At 58.9% G+C, this 17,551-nt stretch carries 14 protein-coding genes; 8 read left to right on the top strand and 6 right to left on the bottom strand.

Features of this window, described 5'->3' with window-relative positions:
* Positions 1-118 precede the first annotated feature (118 nt).
* The gene (locus ASE80_RS06790) at positions 119-1,555 is read left to right on the top strand and encodes an ArnT family glycosyltransferase (protein ID WP_056858243.1); all 1,437 of its coding nucleotides are present in this window, start codon (positions 119-121) and stop codon (positions 1,553-1,555) included.
* 15 nt (positions 1,556-1,570) lie between these two features.
* On the opposite strand, the gene ASE80_RS06785 is transcribed toward ASE80_RS06790, so the two are convergent.
* Positions 1,571-2,059 carry a TIGR00645 family protein gene (locus ASE80_RS06785; protein WP_056858242.1) on the bottom strand — a complete coding sequence of 163 codons (489 nt, stop codon included), beginning with the start codon at positions 2,057-2,059 and terminating at the stop codon, positions 1,571-1,573.
* 162 nt (positions 2,060-2,221) lie between these two features.
* Here ASE80_RS06785 and ASE80_RS06780 point away from each other — a divergent pair, with 162 nt between their 5' ends.
* Positions 2,222-4,045, top strand: coding sequence for a hypothetical protein (locus ASE80_RS06780; protein ID WP_056858241.1), 1,824 nt, complete (start codon positions 2,222-2,224; stop codon positions 4,043-4,045).
* 357 nt (positions 4,046-4,402) lie between these two features.
* Here ASE80_RS06780 and ASE80_RS06775 read toward each other — a convergent pair whose 3' ends face one another.
* Together ASE80_RS06775 and ASE80_RS06770 are read right to left on the bottom strand one after the other, a co-directional pair.
* A complete protein-coding gene (locus tag ASE80_RS06775) occupies positions 4,403-4,732 on the bottom strand; it encodes a PA4575 family protein (RefSeq protein WP_056858240.1) in 330 nt (109 codons plus the stop codon).
* 300 nt (positions 4,733-5,032) lie between these two features.
* On the bottom strand, positions 5,033-7,471 hold the full coding sequence (locus ASE80_RS06770) for a Lon protease family protein (RefSeq protein WP_056858239.1): 2,439 nt from the start codon (positions 7,469-7,471) through the stop codon (positions 5,033-5,035).
* A gap of 280 nt (positions 7,472-7,751) precedes the next feature.
* Between ASE80_RS06770 and ASE80_RS06765 the strand changes: the two genes are divergently transcribed.
* The 4 genes from ASE80_RS06765 to ASE80_RS06750 all read left to right on the top strand — a co-directional run bounded on the left by ASE80_RS06765 (position 7,752) and on the right by ASE80_RS06750 (position 11,954).
* Positions 7,752-8,240 carry a DUF3015 domain-containing protein gene (locus ASE80_RS06765; protein ID WP_017139294.1) on the top strand — a complete coding sequence of 163 codons (489 nt, stop codon included), beginning with the start codon at positions 7,752-7,754 and terminating at the stop codon, positions 8,238-8,240.
* Between the two features lie 102 nt (positions 8,241-8,342).
* The gene (locus tag ASE80_RS06760; RefSeq protein WP_056858238.1) at positions 8,343-10,196 is read left to right on the top strand and encodes an Lnb N-terminal periplasmic domain-containing protein; all 1,854 of its coding nucleotides are present in this window, start codon (positions 8,343-8,345) and stop codon (positions 10,194-10,196) included.
* A gap of 168 nt (positions 10,197-10,364) precedes the next feature.
* Positions 10,365-10,691, top strand: coding sequence for a chorismate mutase (locus ASE80_RS06755; protein ID WP_056858237.1), 327 nt, complete (start codon positions 10,365-10,367; stop codon positions 10,689-10,691).
* A gap of 177 nt (positions 10,692-10,868) precedes the next feature.
* Entirely contained in the window at positions 10,869-11,954 is a 1,086-nt protein-coding gene (locus tag ASE80_RS06750) for a type I restriction endonuclease (protein ID WP_056858236.1), read from the top strand.
* 189 nt (positions 11,955-12,143) lie between these two features.
* Here the strand turns inward: ASE80_RS06750 and ASE80_RS06745 are convergent, their stop codons facing one another.
* On the bottom strand, positions 12,144-12,434 hold the full coding sequence (locus tag ASE80_RS06745; RefSeq protein WP_056858235.1) for a DUF3077 domain-containing protein: 291 nt from the start codon (positions 12,432-12,434) through the stop codon (positions 12,144-12,146).
* Between the two features lie 556 nt (positions 12,435-12,990).
* Here ASE80_RS06745 and ASE80_RS06740 point away from each other — a divergent pair.
* The gene (locus ASE80_RS06740; RefSeq protein ID WP_056858234.1) at positions 12,991-13,347 is read left to right on the top strand and encodes a hypothetical protein; all 357 of its coding nucleotides are present in this window, start codon (positions 12,991-12,993) and stop codon (positions 13,345-13,347) included.
* A 109-nt stretch (positions 13,348-13,456) separates the two neighbouring features.
* On the top strand, positions 13,457-13,945 hold the full coding sequence (locus ASE80_RS06735; protein ID WP_056858233.1) for a GreA/GreB family elongation factor: 489 nt from the start codon (positions 13,457-13,459) through the stop codon (positions 13,943-13,945).
* Here ASE80_RS06735 and gdhA read toward each other — a convergent pair.
* Both gdhA and ettA read right to left on the bottom strand, forming a co-directional pair.
* The gene (gdhA, locus tag ASE80_RS06730) at positions 13,942-15,279 is read right to left on the bottom strand and encodes an NADP-specific glutamate dehydrogenase (RefSeq protein ID WP_056858232.1); all 1,338 of its coding nucleotides are present in this window, start codon (positions 15,277-15,279) and stop codon (positions 13,942-13,944) included. The genes ASE80_RS06735 and gdhA overlap by 4 nt on opposite strands.
* 348 nt (positions 15,280-15,627) lie before the next feature.
* On the bottom strand, positions 15,628-17,292 hold the full coding sequence (gene ettA / locus ASE80_RS06725; RefSeq protein ID WP_056858231.1) for an energy-dependent translational throttle protein EttA: 1,665 nt from the start codon (positions 17,290-17,292) through the stop codon (positions 15,628-15,630).
* Between the last annotated feature and the right edge of the window lie 259 nt (positions 17,293-17,551).

The raw sequence follows: 17,551 nt of genomic DNA, 5'->3' as shown, positions 1-17,551 counted from the left end.
TGAGCGAGCCTTACAAAAACCCCACATTCGTTCACGAAATGTTAAGAAACGGCTACCTATACTGACCGATTAACATGGCCGCTCCCCCGAGCGGTCCCCTGCTTCGGTAGCCAGAACCATGACGCGTCCCGCTCCTCTGCTGCTCTTTCTTCTCGCTGGTCTGTTGTTCTTCTTCGCCCTTGGCAGCCATGAGCTGCAAGGCTCCACCGAAGCCCGCGTCGCCGGGATCGCCATGGCCATGCACCTGGACAATGACTGGGTGATCCCGCGCCTGTTCCGCGAGCCCTTTCTGGAAAAGCCACCCCTGAGCCTGTGGCTGGATGCCGGCGCCATTCGCCTGTTTGGCGGCACCACCTGGGCCGTGCGCCTGGCGTCGGCGTTTGCCGGGTTGTTCAGTGTGATGCTGTTTTACGCGATGCTGCGCAAGTTCGGGCGGCCGCAAACCCTGGCGTTCTGCGCCGCGCTGATCCTGGCGACCATGGCCAGTTACTGGGGCAATGTGCGCGGCGTGGGCGAGGACTCGTTGCTCAGCCTCGGCGTGACCACCGCGCTGCTGGGGTTCTACCAGGCCGTGCGGACTGATCGCGAAGGCTCAAGCGGTTGGGCCTGGGCGATGTTTACCGTCGGCATGGTCATCGCCACCTTGAGCAAAGGCGTGCTGGGTCTGGCGATGCCGGGCATTGTGATTTTTGTGTATTTGCTCAGCACCAGCCTGATGGACAAACGCCTGCGCTTGGCCGACTGGCTCAAGCCGGCGCTGTTCACCTTGCTGGCGCTGGTGCCGCTATTGATCTGGCTGGGCTTCCTGTTCCAGCGCGGCGGTATGCAGTCGGTGGCGGAAGTGCTGTGGACCAACAGCGTCGGGCGCTTCAGCGGCTCCTTCGTCGAAGCCGGGCATTACGAGCCGTTCTATTACTACATCGCCAAGCTGCCCGAGGCTTTCCTGCCGTGGAACATCCTGGTGTACCTGGGCCTGTGGCACTTTCGCAAAAGCCTGGTGCGTAACCGCTATCGCCTGTTTTTCAGCGTGTGGCTGGTGGCGCAGTTCACGCTGCTGACCCTGGCGTCGAGCAAGCGTGTGGTTTACCTGATGGCACTCACGCCCGCTGCCGCCGTACTGGCAGCCGAATATGCGGGTGTGTTACTGGAGTGGCTTAAAGCCAATAAACCGTCGATTTATCGCTACCACCGCAGGGTGATCGGCGGGGTTTTCACCCTGGCGATTGCCTGCTACCTGGCGGCGGCCTTCTGGTTTGCCCCCAAAGCCGACGTGCGCCAGTCGTTTGTGCCGGTGATCAGCCAGGTACAGGCCTACCAGGCACAAGGCAAAGACGTAGTGCTGTTCCAGCCCAACGAACGCATCGCCGGGGCCAGCGTGTTCTACCTGCAGGCCTACTTGCCGATCCTGCAAACCGAAGCAGAGCTGCGCAGTTACCTCACAGCAAAACCCGGCAACGTGGCGCTGCTGGACCGCACCGAGCAGCTGAGCGAGAAAGTAACGGTGATCAAGGAAATGGCGATCAACCGCCAGCCTTACTATTTCGTCGAGCAGTAAGGCCGGCGCTGCACATCAGTGCTTGGTGAGCTTGTCCAGATAACCCATGGCGAACGCGGAGATCACGAACGTCATGTGGATGATCACGTACCACATCAAATGCTGCGGATCGATGTTCTTGGCATCCATGAAGATCCGCAGCAGGTGGATGGACGAAATCGCCACGATGGAGGCCGCCACTTTCATCTTCAGCGAGGAAGAGTCCATGGTGCCCAGCCAGTTGAGCTTCTCTTTGTTCTCATCGATATCCAGCTGCGAGACGAAGTTCTCGTAGCCGGAAATCATCACCATCACCAGCAAACCGCCGACCAGGGCCATGTCGATCAACGACAGCAGCAACAGGATCACTTCCGATTCCAACATGGTGAAGATGTTGGGCAGGACGTGAATGATTTCCTGGAAGAATTTCAGCGCCAGGATCAGCAGGCCCAACGAAAGCCCCAGGTAGATCGGGGCCAGCAGCCAGCGCGAGGCGTACATCGTATTTTCGATAAAGCGTTCCATCAGATCTCACACAGCCAAGCTAAAAATGGCCGCGAGTATACCAGCCGCCTCCAAACAGCTGGAACCACGAGAAAACTGATCTGTACGGCATCTGTAAGAGAATTTTTCTGCTAGTGTCGAGTCCTCTCACTCGGCTTGATGATGTCGGACAGGAAGATTCAGATGACGGATGTGCGATCCCCTTTGGCCACCCTTGGCCTGTGTGCGGTGTTGCTGATGGCTGGCGGCTGCTCCCCGAAAGAAGAGCAGAAGCAGGCCACCCTCGAAGAGAAAACCGCGAAGTTCGAACAGTCGCTGGACAGCATTCAAGACCCCAAGCTCAGAGACGCCATCGCCGACCTCGGCGGCTCCCTGCTGTTGCTGGAACGGGCGCGCGTCAAGCTCGCCAACAAGCCTGTCGAAGCCGAATACGGCGAAGACACCCTGGCCCTGCTCACGCACTACCCCACGCCCCAGGCCCTGGTCGACACCTACATCAACGGCCTGTTCGTGCTGCGCAAAGCCTCGCACTCCGACTACCTGACCGATCTGCAGCCAGTGTTCCCGTTCAGTTTCAACAGCCCCGACCAGTTCCCCTTCCCCCACGGCCTGGAATGGCAGTCGGTGACCTTGAGCAACAATAAGGTCATCCCCTTCCAGCCGGAATGGTCGGAAACCGACCCGGGTATCCAGTTGAGTCCCAGCAGCTCCAACCTCACCAACCCCGATGACCTGACCGTCACCTACCCGTTTATCGAAGGCATCGAGACCGACAACAAGAGCCAGCCGCAACCCGTCAGCCTCAAAGGCTCGGTTGAAGTGGTTGCACCGGGCAAGGTGCTGACCTTCGACCTGTCGAAAAAAGACGTGGGCCACAAACGCACCGAGGGCACTGTCACCCTCAACCTGCTGTTGCTGGAGAAGAACTACGCCGAGATTGAACTGACCAACAGCGCTCCGCTGGCGCCGGAAGTCGGTGACGAGTCGCCCAACCCTTTGCTGGTGCAGGCACGCGACAGCACCGGGCAGTACCTGACCCGCTCGGGCTCGATCAACGAAAATGCCGCGCAAGTGGCGTTCTACGAGAAACAATTGGCCGAGATGCAAAAGCAGAAGGCCTGGTCGGATGACTTTGAGAAGCAACTTACCGACGAGCAAAAAGCCTTCGAGCACAAACAGAGCAGCCACTACGCCAAGGTGTATTTCAATGGCGTGATCGACACGTTGCAGGTCGATGTCCTGGACTTCTCCACCGCCACCCTCACCCGCAAAGACCTGGACCTGCCGGTGCAGCGCTTTGACAAGAACAGCCTGCAAAGCAGCGTGCAAGCGCTGCCGATGCCCGTCACCGTGTACGACGACAGCGCCGCCAGTTGGCTTAAAGATGCCGCCATGACCGAGGACCAACTGAAAAAAAGCGTGACTATCACCCAGTCAACCGAAGACGCCAGCGCCGCGAAAATCGTGTTTGACCACCCGTTTACGTTCAATGACGACCTGGTCGGCGCTGATCGCAACAACAGCGACGCGCCCATCACCTTCTTCACGGCGGACGATAAAGGCGAGCGCGGCGAGCCGATTGAACTGCCCACCGAAGCTTTCGAGCTGAACGCCGGCAGCGGCACTCTCACTTACGACCTCAACCTGTTCCCGGAAAACCCGGCCTTTGTGGTGGGCTCGGTGCCGCTGTTTTTGGCCACCATCGAGAAAAATACCCTGGATGCGAGCAAGCTGCCTAAAGGCCTGTCGCTCAAGGACAACGCGCTGATCGTCGACCAAAAGGAATTCCCCGCCGACAGCTGGCGCTTCTACGCCAAGGACGCCAGCGGCAAGTACCTTAAGGAAATCCTCGGCGTGAGCCACCGCGCCGAGGAGTACGGCACGGCGCTGTTTGATGTGCATTACTTCTACGGCCAGCCCACCAGCCTGGAAAGCTACCAGCGCACCGAACTGAACACCGTGCAATACGGTTTTGAGGTCAAGCTGGATAAGCCCGAGAGCAAATAACCCCGCCGATCGTCCCCACGCTCCGCGTGGGAATGCATCCCGTGTCGCTCCGCGTCACCTGCCCACGGCTTGAACCTGCGCTGGCTGCGGGACGCGGAGCGTCCGGTGCGGCATTCCCACGCGGAGCGTGGGAACGATCATCACAGCACCAATCGCCCTCGCCCGCCGTTGTTGTCGCAAATATACGGGGCATCAGCCAGCGCAAAGCCACGCAACGTCAGGCAATCGATCGTTCCCACGCTCCGCGTGGGAAAGCATCCCGTGACGCTCCGCGTCACCTGCCCACGGCTTGAACCTGCGCTGGCTGCGGGACGCGGAGCGTCCGGGGCGGCATTCCCACGCGGAGCGTGGGAACGATCAGTGGTGGGTATCGCTGACTAGGTGCGAGCGCCCGCCGTTGAGTTGTCGCAGATGGGCCTGCAGGTGCAGGCACCAGATCTGCGGGTCATCGGCCAGCGCATAGCCGTGCAGGGTCAGGCTTTGCACAATCGACTCCAGAATGGTTTCTGCCACAAAAGGCCCATGGAACGGGCCTTGGGACTTGACGGTGGACGGCTGCTCGCCGGTCATGCCGGCGGCAAACAACAAGGTCCACATCCCGTTTTCCCCGGCGAGCGGGCGAATGGAACATTCGATACGGGTGACCAGGCCCAGGCATTGGCGGGTAAGGCAAAGGCTGCGCGGCATGGCGGCGACCCTCGGTAGATCGGTGTTCAGCCCCAATCACGCGGCGAGGCTGTCTCTGTCCTGCGACTCCTGTGGATATCCCTTGAAGTGAGAATAGAAGAAAACCGGTGCAAACCAAGGTTGTAGGGACCAACGGGCGTTGGTCCCTGCAATGGGAGTCAAATTTATGACGAAACACCGCCGATCCATGTGGGAGCTGGCTTGCCTGCGATGACAGACTCAAAGCCGACACTTCTGCTGGCTGACCCACCGCTATCGCAGGCAAGCCAGCTCCCACATTAACCGTGTTCCGGCGAAAGATCAGGTTGGCTGGGTTTGCGCCAACGCCTGCTGCGCCAGTTCCTTCTCGGCCTCCTTCAAATCATCCTCGCTGATCATCTCGGCAATCGCACGCAACCGCTCAACCACGCGCGCATTCACCGTGCCTTCGGGGAATTGCCCTTCTTCGTCCGGCTCACCGGCAGGCTCGCCCACCAACAGGCTCAGCGCCTCGTCGGCCTGGCGCACGGCGTAGATATGGAACTGCCCGTCGCGCACGGCTTGCAGTACCTTCTCATCGAGCATCAGCGTGGCCACGTTGGCCTGCGGGATGATCGCGCCCTGCTCGCCGGTCAAGCCGCGGGCTTCACACAGGCGGAAGAAGCCTTCGATCTTCTCGTTGACCCCGCCCACCGCCTGCACTTCACCGAACTGGTTGATCGAGCCGGTGATGGCAAAGCACTGCTTGAGCGGCGTTTTCGACAAGGCCGAAATCAAGGTGCATGCCTCGCCGAGCGACGCACTGTCGCCGTCCACGTAACCGTAGGACTGCTCCAGCGCGATACTCGCCGAGATCGCCAGCGGGAATTCCTGGGCATAACGACTGCCCAGGTAACCGGTGAGGATCATCACGCCCTTGGAGTGGATCGGCTGGCCAAGGTTAACTTCGCGCTCGATGTCGACAATGCCGCTGCCGCCGGGGTACACCGTGGCGGAAATCCGCGCCGGTACGCCGAACGCCGAATCACCGACTTCCAGCACCGTCAGCCCGTTGCACTTGCCCACCGCCGCACCGGCGGTGTCGATCAGGATGACCCCGGCGAGCATGTCGTCGAGAATCCGCGCCGATACCCGCCCGGTGCGCGTGGCCTTGGCCTTGAGCGCACGTTCGATATGGCCGGCATCGGTCATCTCGTCACCCGCCAGGTGGCGGATAAAGTCCGCCTCGCTGACCAGTTGGAACAAGTCGCCAATGCGCGCCGACAAACGGCCCTGATGCTCTGCCAACCGCGCGCTGTAAGTGGCCAGCCGCGCCACTGCGTCCGAAGTCAGCGGCGCCATGCCCTCTTCCGAGGTGCGGGTTTTGAGCAACTGGGCGAACTGTTCCAGGCTTTCGTCGACCATCGGGATGTCTTCGTCGAAGTCCACCAGCACGCGGAACATCTCCTGGAAGTCCGGGTCGGCGTCCTGCAACGCGTAGTACAGCTGGCGCGAGCCAATGATGATGACCTTGACCTGCAACGGGATCATCTGCGGGTTGAGGGTCACGGTGGCCAAGCGGCCCAGTTCACCCAGCGGTGATTCCATCTTCAGCTTGCGCGACTGCAAGGAACGCTTGAGCGCGTCCCACACAAACGGCTCGCTGAGCATTTTTTCGGCTTCCAGGATCAGGAAACCGCCATTGGCACGGTGCAACGCACCTGGGCGCAACTGGCGATAGGTGGTGTAGAGCGCGCCCTGGTCGGTGCTGTATTCGATACGGCCGAACAGGTTGTCGTAGGTCGGGTGCGGCTCAAACACCACCGGCGCGCCGCCGTTGACCGAGTGGCCCACCACCAGGCTTGGGCAATATTGCTCTTCAAGCAGCTTGCGCGCCTGGGCGTCGGTCTTGGCGTCGTCGACCAATTGCTCGACCACGGTTTTCAACAGGTAGACCTGCATGGCTTGCAGGTAACCGCAAACGCCTGCGTTTTCTGCGTATTTTTCCGACAAAGGCGCCAGCAACGGCTGTAGAGCCAGGGTGATGGTTTCTTCGTTGAATTGGCGCAGTTGGTTGTTGGACTCACGTTTCCACTGCGGCAGGCTGGCCAGTTCTTCGTTGAGGCGCTCTTCCAGCTCGGAAATATCCGTGTGGAAGCGCTCGCGATCGACTTCCGGCAGTTGCGAGAACTCGGCCTCGTCCAGCGCCTTGCCGTCGAGCATCGGCGTGAAAGCGATGTTGGAGCTGTCGCGGTACAGCGCCACGTCTTTTTCCAGCGCCAAACGCTCGATCACGTCCAAGGCCTTGTCGTAACGCTGGTTGAAGGCGCGGTCGATGGCGCTTTTGCGCTGTTGATAGGTCGGGTGTTCGAACACGGCCGGGAACGTGGCGACAAGGTTGTCGACCAAGCCGTTGATATCGGCGATGAACGCCGCCGCAGCGCCGCCCGGCAATTCCAGGGCACGCGGTTCGCGCGGCTCATCAAAATTGTTGACGTAGACCCAGTCCGCCGGGGTCTGCAGGCGTTTGCCTTCGGCTTTCAGGTAGCGTTTGACGAACGAAAAGCGGCCGGTACCGGGCTCGCCCATGACAAACACGTTGTAACCAGGGCGTGGCATCGCCACACCGAACTGCAACGCTTCTACTGCGCGTTCCTGGCCAAGCACACCGCGAAAGGGCTCCAAATCATTGGTGGTCGAGAAGCTGAACTGTTCAGCGGAGAAAGGGCGAGTCAGCGCTTCGGGCGCTAGACGCAAGCTGGCAGCAACAGGATCAGGCATCGGGCTTCCTTACATCAGGCGGGGCAGATGTCGGCATTCTGGCTCTCGCTGACGCGCTCTGGCAAGGCGAGGCTGTGGGAAAGCATAGACAGGGCATGCGTCTTACAAAAAAATCGCTGCAGCGCTCGACAACCACACCGATTGTTTTATAAAAAATCACGGAACCCTGGGATCGTGCCTAAACTCCAAACTGCGCGGGTTGGACTAATAACTGGCCCCTAGGGCGCTGCGACGCGCCTGAACCCTTGTCCATTGGTTTGCACACAAAGAGAACAAAGCTATGAAACGGATCCTTCTTGGTACTCTCTTCACCGTTGTCTCCCTCAATGCAATGGCTGAATCGCCAGGTGGCCCGAACTGCGGTTGGGGCAACATGCTGTTCGAAGGCCAGCGCGGTACTCCGGCTCACTTCCTCGCTTCCACCACCAACGGCACCTCGGGTAACGCCACCTTCGGCATGACCTCGGGCACCAACGGTTGCAGCACCAACAGCGCCCTGACCTACGGCGGCAAGTCCTGGATTGCCATGAATGGCATGATGAACGAGCTGTCCGAAGACATGGCCAAAGGCAACGGCGAAGCGCTGACCACCTACGCGGTGGTACTGGGCGTTGCACCGGAAGATCGCGAGCACTTCGCGGCCGTGACCCACGAGCACTTCCAGCAGATCTTCAGCAAAGCTGACGTGACCGCCGACGACGTGCACAACAACACCCTGGCTGTACTGAAAAGCGATACCCGCCTGGCCAAATACGCCACCCAGGCTTAAGCTCGACTGGCCCGCGCCTTTCGAGGCGCGGGTTTTATTTCTGGCTTTATTTTGGGCCCGCCTCCTCTTTGGGTCTCACTACTTCCGACTTAAGTTGCCCTTATGCTCAAACGCTTTGCCTGGCTGGCACTCTTCGCCTGCGCCCCGCTGTACGCGGCGCCGCATATTGATGATCAACGTTTGCAGCAACTGGCTAATGATCCGTTCTGGCTGTCTTTGGGCCATTACGAAGCCGGCAAGCTCAAAGGCTGGCGCAGCTATGTCAGCGACAAAAAGTTCTTCCTCGCCCCCGATGGCGCCCACCACCCGGACCAGGAACTGCAGGCCACCGTGGAGGCGCTGTACGCCCCGGCCAGCCTCGGCGAAAAGCACGCCCAATGCGTTTACCCCGCACGTACCCGCTGGCTCAAGAGTCAGTTGAACCTGACCGATTTGCCCGCGCTGGAGTGCAAGGAATTCACCCAATGGTTCAAGGACGTCGCGCCCCACAGCGCGGTGATGATCTTCCCGGCGGCCTACCTCAACAGTCCGTCGTCGATGTTCGGCCACACCCTGCTGCGTATCGACCAGGCTGACGTGCAGAGCAACAACACCGCGCTGCTCAGCTACGCGATCAACTTCGGCGCCTATATCGAAGGCTCCGACAACAGCATCCTCTACGCCTGGAAAGGCCTGATGGGCGGCTACCCCGGCCTGTTCGCACTGGTGCCGTACCAGGAAAAACTCTCGGAGTACCGCAGCCTCGAGAACCGCGACCTGTGGGAATACCGCCTGAACCTCACCGAAGTCGAGACCAAGCGCATGGTCGAGCACGTGTGGGAACTCAAGCAGATCCAGTTCGACTACTTCTTCTTAGATGAAAACTGCTCCTATCGCTTGCTGGAGCTGCTGCAAGTGGCGCGCCCGAGCCTGCGCCTGACCGAGCAATTCCCGCTCACGGCGATCCCCACCGACACCGTCAAGGCCGTCAAAGAAGCGGGTCTGGTGGAGAAGATCGACTACCGCCCGTCCCGTGAACGCGAGTTGCTGGAACGCGCCAAGCCACTGGACGGCGACGAGCAGCAATGGGTGCTGAAAATCAGCGATGACCAGAAGCAGTTGCAGGAACCGGCCTTCAAAACCCTGCCTCGCGAACGTCAGGCGCTGATTATCGACGCCGCCTATCGCCTCGGCCGCTACCGCGCCAATGGCCTGGAGCGCGACACCGAACGCTCGCAACGCAGCTTCGAACTGCTGCGTGCGATCAACCAGAATCCGGCGCCAGACCTTAAAATCGAACGCCCCGGCCTGCCCGAAGACGGCCACGAATCGCGCACCTGGCAGGCCGGCATCGGCACCCGAGGCAGCAAAACCTTTGGCGAATACGGCCTGCGCATGGCCTACCACGACCTCAACGACAACGCCGAAGGCTTCCCGCTGGGCGCGCAGATCGAAATCCTGCAAATGAAACTGCGCCAGTACGAAGGCAACCACTGGCAGCTGCAGCAACTCGACCTGGCCACCATCCGCTCCCTGACCCCGCGCAACGCGCTGTTGCAACCGTGGTCCTGGCAAGTGACCGGCGGTCTGGAGCGCGTGCCAGGCAAACACGACGACGAAACCCTGGTTGCCCACGTCAACGGCGGCGCCGGCGGCACCTGGCAACTCACCGACGACATGCTGGGTTTTGCCCTCGGCACGGTGCGTGTGGAGCATAACAACGACTTCAGCGAAGCCATCTCCCCGGCTGCCGGGTTCAACACGGGCGTGCTGTGGAAGAACCCGTTGGGGAATCTGAGCCTGGAAGCCAAAGGTGATTTCTTCACCAATGGCGAAGTGCGGCGCAGCATCAGCCTGAACCAGCAGTGGGAACTGTCGCGCAACCTGGGCCTGCGCTTGAGCGCCCAGCGCGAGTACAGCCACCTTTCCACGCCGGTGAATGAAGTGATGCTTGAAGTGAAGTGGTATCACTACTAACCAAAGCTTGGCGATGATCAAAATGTGGGAGCTGGCTTGCCTGCGATGGCGGAGTGTCAGCCACTGATTTTTAGCTGACATACCGCCATCGCAGGCAAGCCAGCTCCCACACTTTTTTGCGCCTGACTTGAGTTCTGCGCGCACATCCCAATCAGGAGCTCCCTCAACATGGCTGTTAACTGCACCACCCTTGAACAAGTCCGCGAAAACATCGACCGCCTCGACCAACAAATCGTCACCCTGCTGGCCGAGCGCGGCCACTACGTTTCCCAGGCTGCGCGCTTTAAGAAAGACGCCGATGGCGTCAAGGCGCCGCAACGGGTCGAACAGGTGATTGCCAAGGTGCGGGGGTTATCCGAAGCGGTGGGCGCCAACCCTGAGGTCACTGAGCAGGTGTATCGCGCAATGATTGCGGCGTTTATCCAGCAGGAACTGGCTGAACATGCCGTTCTAACTAGCCTGGAAAAACCATCATCAACACACACAAAATCGTAGCCTGCTTCTAACCTATTGATAAATAGACAGGAAATTTCAGACGGTTTTTTAGCTTTTTTCAGTCGAGCAAAACTGGCTCTTACTTCATTCTCTTTGTGGGGTTTTGTGACTAGTATCGGATGGCAATCAAATTGCCACCCCATCTATACACGGATCTGAATAGGTAAGAGGCTCACCATGGATTTCTTTGAAAAGCTAACCAGTCTGGCAGCGAAAGTTCGGTTACAAGGCCCTGCCATTCAAACAGAAGAAGCGACAAAAAATGCTTTCGTAATGCCTTTCATCAACACCGTATTGGGCTACGACGTATTTGATCCACAGGAAGTGACGCCAGAATTTGTCTGTGATGTAGGGACGAAGAAAGGTGAAAAAATCGACTACGCAATCATGAAAGAAGGTGAAGTCCAAATACTCATCGAATGCAAAAAAATCGGTGAGTCATTGAGCATCAACCATGCCTCACAGCTTTTTCGGTATTTTCACGTTACGAGCGCAAGAATCTCAATTCTCACCAACGGCCAGGTCTATAGGTTTTTTACTGACTTGGACGCCCCTAATAAAATGGACGAAAAGCCATTTCTAGAGCTCGACCTACTGGACATTGATGAGTACGCCGTACCTGAGTTGATCAAGCTCACCAAGTCGGCTTTCGATGTTGACTCGATCATCAATGCAGCCGGGGAGTTGAAATACGTCAGCCAACTCAAAAAACTCATCGGAGCTCAAGTTAGCAAGCCAGAAGATGATTTCGTGAAATTCTTCGCTTCGCGTGTCTACGAAGGTGTAATCACACAGAAAGTGCGCGAGCAATTTTTCGAACTGACACGAAAAGCGTTAGCCCAATTTTTGAACGATCAGATCAACGATCGGCTGAAGTCTGCAATGAGTGGCGCGATCCAACCGACAATGGCATCACTCCCCGCCGCAAACAGCGCGAATGCAGATACGCAGGATAGGGACGAGTCAGAAGACAAGATTCTGACAACGCTTGAAGAGCTGGAGGGTTATCACATCGTTCGCGCTCTGGTTCGATCCGTAGTCGATGCAAAGCGCATTGTTCAACGAGATACCCAAAGCTATTTTGGGATACTGCTGGACGACAACAATCGCAAACCTATTTGCCGCCTTCACTTTAATCGCAGCCAGAAGTACATCGGGATATTTGACGAAGATAAAAATGAGACCCGACACGCGATTTCGTCAATAGACGAGATTTACGAGTACGCAGATCAACTGAAAAAAACAGTGGGCTATTACGATTGAAGGCCGCACAGCTTTAACTGAAACTATCGACAACCCTGTGGCGAGCAGGCTTGTCCTGCGTTGGGCTGCGCAGCAGCCCCAAAGTAGTCAACCGAAGAGTGCCAGATACACCGCACTCCTCCTTTTATTGGGGCCGCTTCGCAGCCCAACGCAGGAAAAGCCTGCTCGCCACATGAGCAGGCTCAGCCGCTAAGTGGTAGGGGTCATCGCTTGGGTCAGGTCGTCGACGACGGCTTTGCCCATTTCACACAGGTAATGCGCGGCCCAGGCGTATTGCTCGCCGCGCACGTCCATGGCGGCTTCCATAGCGAGTTTCTTTGAGTAAAAAAGCAGGGTGGAGGCGTGTTCCAGGGCTTGCTCGATGGGCATGCCGGCATTGATGCGGAACAGCGGCTTTTGGTTTTCGCCGTAGTCGCCAAAGGTGACGACGCCGAGGGTGGTGATTGAGGACAGGGGTGGATCGGGGACGACTTTAGACATGGTGTACCTGCTAAGTGAGATAAAGGACCACCAGAGCACGTCGCTAAACATGAAAGGGTGGCAGCTGTACGCAGGTTAGCGAACCGGTCACCTAGACACCCGGCAGATCCGAAGATCTCCCGCGCACAGCCGCCATAACACGATATCGACAGGTATAAAAACCGCCTGCCAAGTGTGTAAAGAGGATGAGTCTCGATGGTTCGGGTCGCTAAACCCGGCCGCTGTTTTCACAGCGGAGCCAGGAGACTAGTGCCCCAAACCCTAAGGCACAATAGGCCAGCGATTCTCTAGGAAACGTCCTGCAAGTTAAAGGGAATCGTCGTTAATGGCCCTTTAATAGATCGTTCCCACGCTCCGCGTGGGCATGCATCCTGTGACGCTCCGCGTCACGACTTCAAAGCGGACGCAGAGCGTCCTGGGCTGCATTCCCATGCAAAGCGCGGGAACGAGCGCTAACCCTTTAACTCAACACTTTTCTCACCGCCCTTTCACGCCTCCCCGACAAATCCCTGACTAGACTTCCCCTATCAGCCGTAAAGCGGCCAGGGAGTACGCCATGTGGCGGTCTGCGGTAATGCTGTGTGCGGTAGTGTGGTTGTCGGGTTGCCAGTCCACCCATCAGGATTTAATTGCCAAGGGTTATCCACCGGCTTTCGCCGATGGCTTTGATGACGGTTGCAGCAGTGGTCGCCAGGCGGCTGGTGTGATCAGCGGGGAATTTCGCAAGAACGTACCGCGTTATCTGAAGGACCGTGAATACGCCGAAGGCTGGGAAGACGGCTTTCGCCAGTGCAAGGCCATGCGCGAGAACGAAGAGTTGCGCGACTACAAGGACAACCACTGGGATGACCGTGAACGCGCCTGGCAGCAGGAGAAGGATCGCGACGCCGCCCGCGCCTATCGCACGCAATAGGTCGCTTTTCTGAAAAGCGGACGCCGAGCGTCCAGGGCTGCATGCCCACGCAGAGCGTGGGAACGATCGCGCGGTGAAGATGGCCCAACCTTCATGGAAGGAGAACGTCATGAGCCGAGCTTTTGTAAATGAAGACAACGCCGCCGCCCAGGCCGACCAGCCGGTGGAGCGCCTGGTGAGTGAGCAGCCCAATCGTCTCACCGCGCAAGGGTTGGCGCAGTTGCAGGCCAAGGTTGCACAGTTGCAGCAGGAATACAGCCTCGAATCCGCCAAGGAGGATAAACAACGCCTGGCGGACCTTGAGCGCGATTTGCGCTACTTCAACCAGCGCGTGCAAAGCGCCCAAGTGGTAGCACCGGCCACGTCCACCGACAAGGTACAGATCGGCAGCTGGGTGACTTTTGCCAACGAGCAGGACGAGCAGCAACGCATTCAACTGGTCGGCGAAGACCAGGCCGACGCCCACGCCAACCTGATCAACTGGGGCTCACCGCTGGGCCGCGCATTGCTGGGTGCGCAAGTCGGCGACGAGGTGCTGTGGAAGCGCCCCGTCGGCGATCAGTTGATCGAGGTGCTGCGCGTCGAGCCCGAGGTTTAGACGATGCCTTGGGCCAGCATCGCATCGGCGACTTTCACAAAACCCGCGATGTTCGCGCCCTTCACGTAGTTGACCCGGCCGTTTTCTTCGCCGTAGTGCACGCAGGCGTGGTGGATCGACTGCATGATGTTGTGCAGCTTGCTGTCGACTTCGCCTGCGGTCCACAGCAGGCGCATGGCGTTCTGCGACATTTCCAGGCCACTCACGGCCACGCCACCGGCGTTGGAGGCTTTGCCCGGCGCGAACAGAATGCCCGCCTCGATAAAGATATCCACAGCCTCCAACGTGGTCGGCATGTTGGCGCCTTCGGCCACGCAGATACAGCCGTTGCGCAGCAGCGTGCGGGCGGCGTCGGCGTCGAGTTCGTTCTGGGTCGCGCAGGGCAAGGCGATGTCGCAGGCCAGTTCCCATAGCGTTTTACCGGCGCGAAATTCCAGCCCGTAACGAGAAGCCAATTCACTGATGCGCCCGCGCTGCACGTTTTTCAGCTCCAACAGCGCCGACCATTGCTCCTCGGTTAAACCGCTTTCGGCGTACAAGGTGCCTTCGGAGTCGGACAGGGAAACCACCTTGCCGCCCAGGTCCATGACTTTGCGCGCAGCATATTGCGCGACATTACCCGAGCCGGAGACCGCCACGCGCTTGCCCTCAACCCGCTGGCCGTTGCGCTTGAGCATTTCTTCAGCGAAGTACACGCAGCCAAAGCCGGTGGCTTCAGGGCGGATCAGGCTGCCGCCGTAGGCCATGCCTTTGCCGGTCAGTACTGAGGTGAACTGGTTGCTCAGGCGTTTGTACTGGCCAAACAGGAAGCCGATTTCACGCGCGCCCACGCCGATATCGCCGGCCGGCACGTCCACGTCCGCGCCGATGTGGCGGTACAGCTCACTCATGAATGCCTGGCAGAAGCGCATCACTTCGGCGTCGCTCTTGCCCTTGGGGTCGAAATCCGAGCCGCCTTTGCCGCCGCCCATGGGCAGCGAGGTCAGGGAGTTTTTGAAGGTTTGTTCGAAGGCGAGGAATTTGAGCACGCCCAGGTTCACCGACGGGTGAAAGCGCAGGCCGCCTTTGTAGGGGCCGATGGCGCTGTTCATCTGGATGCGGAACCCGCGATTGACCTGAACCTTGCCGTGATCATCCACCCACGACACCCGAAAGGTGATCGCGCGTTCCGGCTCGCAGATGCGCTCCAGAATGCCCGACGTCAGGTAGTGAGGGTTGGCCTCAAGAAACGGCCACAGGCTGCGCAGGACTTCTTCTACGGCCTGGTGGAACTCCGGCTGGTCGGGGTCGCGTTTCTTGAGGCGCGAAAGGAAGGATTCGACAGATTCGATCATGGAGAAGTCTCGGCAAATTGATTGTTTTTAAATGAGATTGAGCCGGACCTTAGCAATTCATGCTGCACCTGAAAAGCGCAAAATGTCGCCTTTGTGAATTTAAATGGTGCTTTATATATAAATTACTGTGATTTTATGCACCATTAAGGGGATTTAAAATCAGCAAATGCACCAACAGGTAAAACGCTATCGCAGGCCAGCCAGCTCCCACATTTGATCGGGTTTCCAATTTGTAATGCGGTCGAAGGTGGGAGCTGGCTTGCCTGCGATGAATCCACCGCGGTCTTCCTGAAACCCACGCAAAAAAAAGCGGAGCCCGAAGGCTCCGCTCTTTCAAACCAGCCCAACTCAGGCCAGTTTTTTGTGCCGTACACGGTGCGGCTGGGCAGCAGCATCGCCCAAACGCTTTTTACGGTCCGCTTCGTACTCGGTGTAGTTACCTTCGAAGAACACCGCCTGGGAGTCATCTTCGTAGGCCAGGATGTGCGTCGCAACGCGGTCCAGGAACCACCGATCGTGAGAGATCACAATGGCGGCGCCCGGGAAGTCCAGCAGGGCTTCTTCCAGGGAACGCAGGGTTTCAACGTCGAGGTCGTTGGACGGTTCGTCGAGCAGCAACACGTTGCCGCCTTCTTTCAAGGTGAGGGCCAGGTGCAAGCGACCGCGCTCACCACCGGACAGGTCCTTGACGAACTTCTGTTGATCGCCGCCCTTGAAGTTGAAACGGCCGACATAAGTGCGCGACGGGATTTCATAGTTGCCGATGCGGATCTGGTCCGAACCCTCGGAGACTTGCTGGAATACCGTTTTGCTGCCGTCGAGGTCTTCGCGGCTCTGGTCCACACAGGCCAGCTGCACGGTTTCACCGATTTCGATGCTGCCCGAATCCGGGGTTTCCTTGCCCATCAGCATGCGGAACAGTGTGGATTTACCCGCACCGTTACCCCCGATAACGCCGACGATCGCGCCTTTTGGCATGGAGAACGACAGGTTGTCGATCAGCACGCGGTCGCCATAGCCTTTGCAGACGTTCTTGAATTCGATGACCTTGTCACCCAGGCGCGGGCCGGCCGGGATGTAGATCTCGTTGGTTTCGCTGCGCTTCTGGAATTCCTGCGACTGCATTTCTTCAAAGCGTTGCAGACGGGCCTTGGATTTGGACTGGCGGGCCTTGGCGCCTTTGCGCACCCACTCCAGTTCTTCCTTCATGGCTTTTTCGTGGGCCGATTGCTGCTTGGATTCGGCGGCCAGACGGTCGGACTTGGCTTCCAGCCAACCGGAGTAGTTGCCCTCGTAAGGGATACCGGCGCCACGGTCGAGCTCGAGGATCCAGCCGGCGACGTTGTCGAGGAAGTAACGGTCGTGCGTGATCGCTACCACGGTGCCCGGGAAGTCGTGCAGGAAGTGCTCCAGCCAGGCGACGGAATCGGCGTCCAAGTGGTTGGTCGGTTCGTCGAGCAGCAGCATGTCGGGAGCCGACAGCAGCAGGCGGCACAGGGCCACACGGCGTTTTTCACCGCCGGAGAGGAATTCGACCTTGGCATCCCACGCAGGCAAACGCAGCGCGTCGGCGGCGACTTCCAGCTGGCGCTCCAGGTTGTGGCCGTCGCCAGCCTGCAGGATGGCTTCGAGCTTGGCCTGTTCGGCGGCAAGCTTGTCGAAGTCGGCATCTTCTTCGGCGTAGGCGGCGTACACCTCGTCCAGGCGGGCCTGGGCGTTCTTGATCACGGCCACCGCTTCTTCGACCACTTCACGCACAGTCTTGGTCGGGTCCAGGATCGGCTCTTGCGGCAGGTAGCCGATGTTCAGTTCGGGCATCGGGCGGGCTTCGCCTTCGAACTCGGTGTCGACGCCGGCCATGATTTTCAGCAGCGTGGACTTACCCGAACCGTTGAGGCCGAGCACGCCGATCTTGGCGCCAGGGAAGAAGGACAGCGAAATGTTTTTCAGGATTTCCCGCTTCGGCGGAACAACTTTTCCCAGCCGATGCATGGTGAAGACGTATTGAGCCATGGTGAACCTAGCGTCAGTGACTGATGAATTAAGCGGGCGAAGCCCGTGCAGGCCATGCGCCGCGCGGGCCGTTGACTATCATCAATGCCTGCGAGCGGAAAAAGCCTGAATGTCTGGGGCTGGAACGCCCCCGCGTAACCGGCAAAGCTACCTGAATGCGCTTGGGCAGTCCAGCCAGGCGGGGCTGGCACTTTGCCACAAGGCAAGGCATGCTAGCCGCCCTCCGGGCGTCCGGCTTATAGTGCACGTCGCGCGCCAG

The sequence above is a fragment of the Pseudomonas sp. Leaf15 genome, assembly GCF_001421425.1.
Lineage (GTDB): Bacteria > Pseudomonadota > Gammaproteobacteria > Pseudomonadales > Pseudomonadaceae > Aquipseudomonas > Aquipseudomonas salomonii.
The sequence above is the reverse complement of the archived record's forward strand: the minus strand, read 5'-3'. Positions and strand labels throughout refer to the sequence as shown.

What these genes read in the sequence shown, in the direction of transcription:
- ASE80_RS06790 (WP_056858243.1), top strand. Translation starts at nt 119, where the DNA reads ATGACGCGTCCCGCTCCTCTGCTGCTCTTTCTTCTCGCTGGTCTGTTG.
- ASE80_RS06785 (WP_056858242.1), bottom strand. Translation starts at nt 2,059, where the DNA reads ATGGAACGCTTTATCGAAAATACGATGTACGCCTCGCGCTGGCTGCTG.
- ASE80_RS06780 (WP_056858241.1), top strand. Translation starts at nt 2,222, where the DNA reads ATGACGGATGTGCGATCCCCTTTGGCCACCCTTGGCCTGTGTGCGGTG.
- ASE80_RS06775 (WP_056858240.1), bottom strand. Translation starts at nt 4,732, where the DNA reads ATGCCGCGCAGCCTTTGCCTTACCCGCCAATGCCTGGGCCTGGTCACC.
- ASE80_RS06770 (WP_056858239.1), bottom strand. Translation starts at nt 7,471, where the DNA reads ATGCCTGATCCTGTTGCTGCCAGCTTGCGTCTAGCGCCCGAAGCGCTG.
- ASE80_RS06765 (WP_017139294.1), top strand. Translation starts at nt 7,752, where the DNA reads ATGAAACGGATCCTTCTTGGTACTCTCTTCACCGTTGTCTCCCTCAAT.
- ASE80_RS06760 (WP_056858238.1), top strand. Translation starts at nt 8,343, where the DNA reads ATGCTCAAACGCTTTGCCTGGCTGGCACTCTTCGCCTGCGCCCCGCTG.
- ASE80_RS06755 (WP_056858237.1), top strand. Translation starts at nt 10,365, where the DNA reads ATGGCTGTTAACTGCACCACCCTTGAACAAGTCCGCGAAAACATCGAC.
- ASE80_RS06750 (WP_056858236.1), top strand. Translation starts at nt 10,869, where the DNA reads ATGGATTTCTTTGAAAAGCTAACCAGTCTGGCAGCGAAAGTTCGGTTA.
- ASE80_RS06745 (WP_056858235.1), bottom strand. Translation starts at nt 12,434, where the DNA reads ATGTCTAAAGTCGTCCCCGATCCACCCCTGTCCTCAATCACCACCCTC.
- ASE80_RS06740 (WP_056858234.1), top strand. Translation starts at nt 12,991, where the DNA reads ATGTGGCGGTCTGCGGTAATGCTGTGTGCGGTAGTGTGGTTGTCGGGT.
- ASE80_RS06735 (WP_056858233.1), top strand. Translation starts at nt 13,457, where the DNA reads ATGAGCCGAGCTTTTGTAAATGAAGACAACGCCGCCGCCCAGGCCGAC.
- gdhA (WP_056858232.1), bottom strand. Translation starts at nt 15,279, where the DNA reads ATGATCGAATCTGTCGAATCCTTCCTTTCGCGCCTCAAGAAACGCGAC.
- ettA (WP_056858231.1), bottom strand. Translation starts at nt 17,292, where the DNA reads ATGGCTCAATACGTCTTCACCATGCATCGGCTGGGAAAAGTTGTTCCG.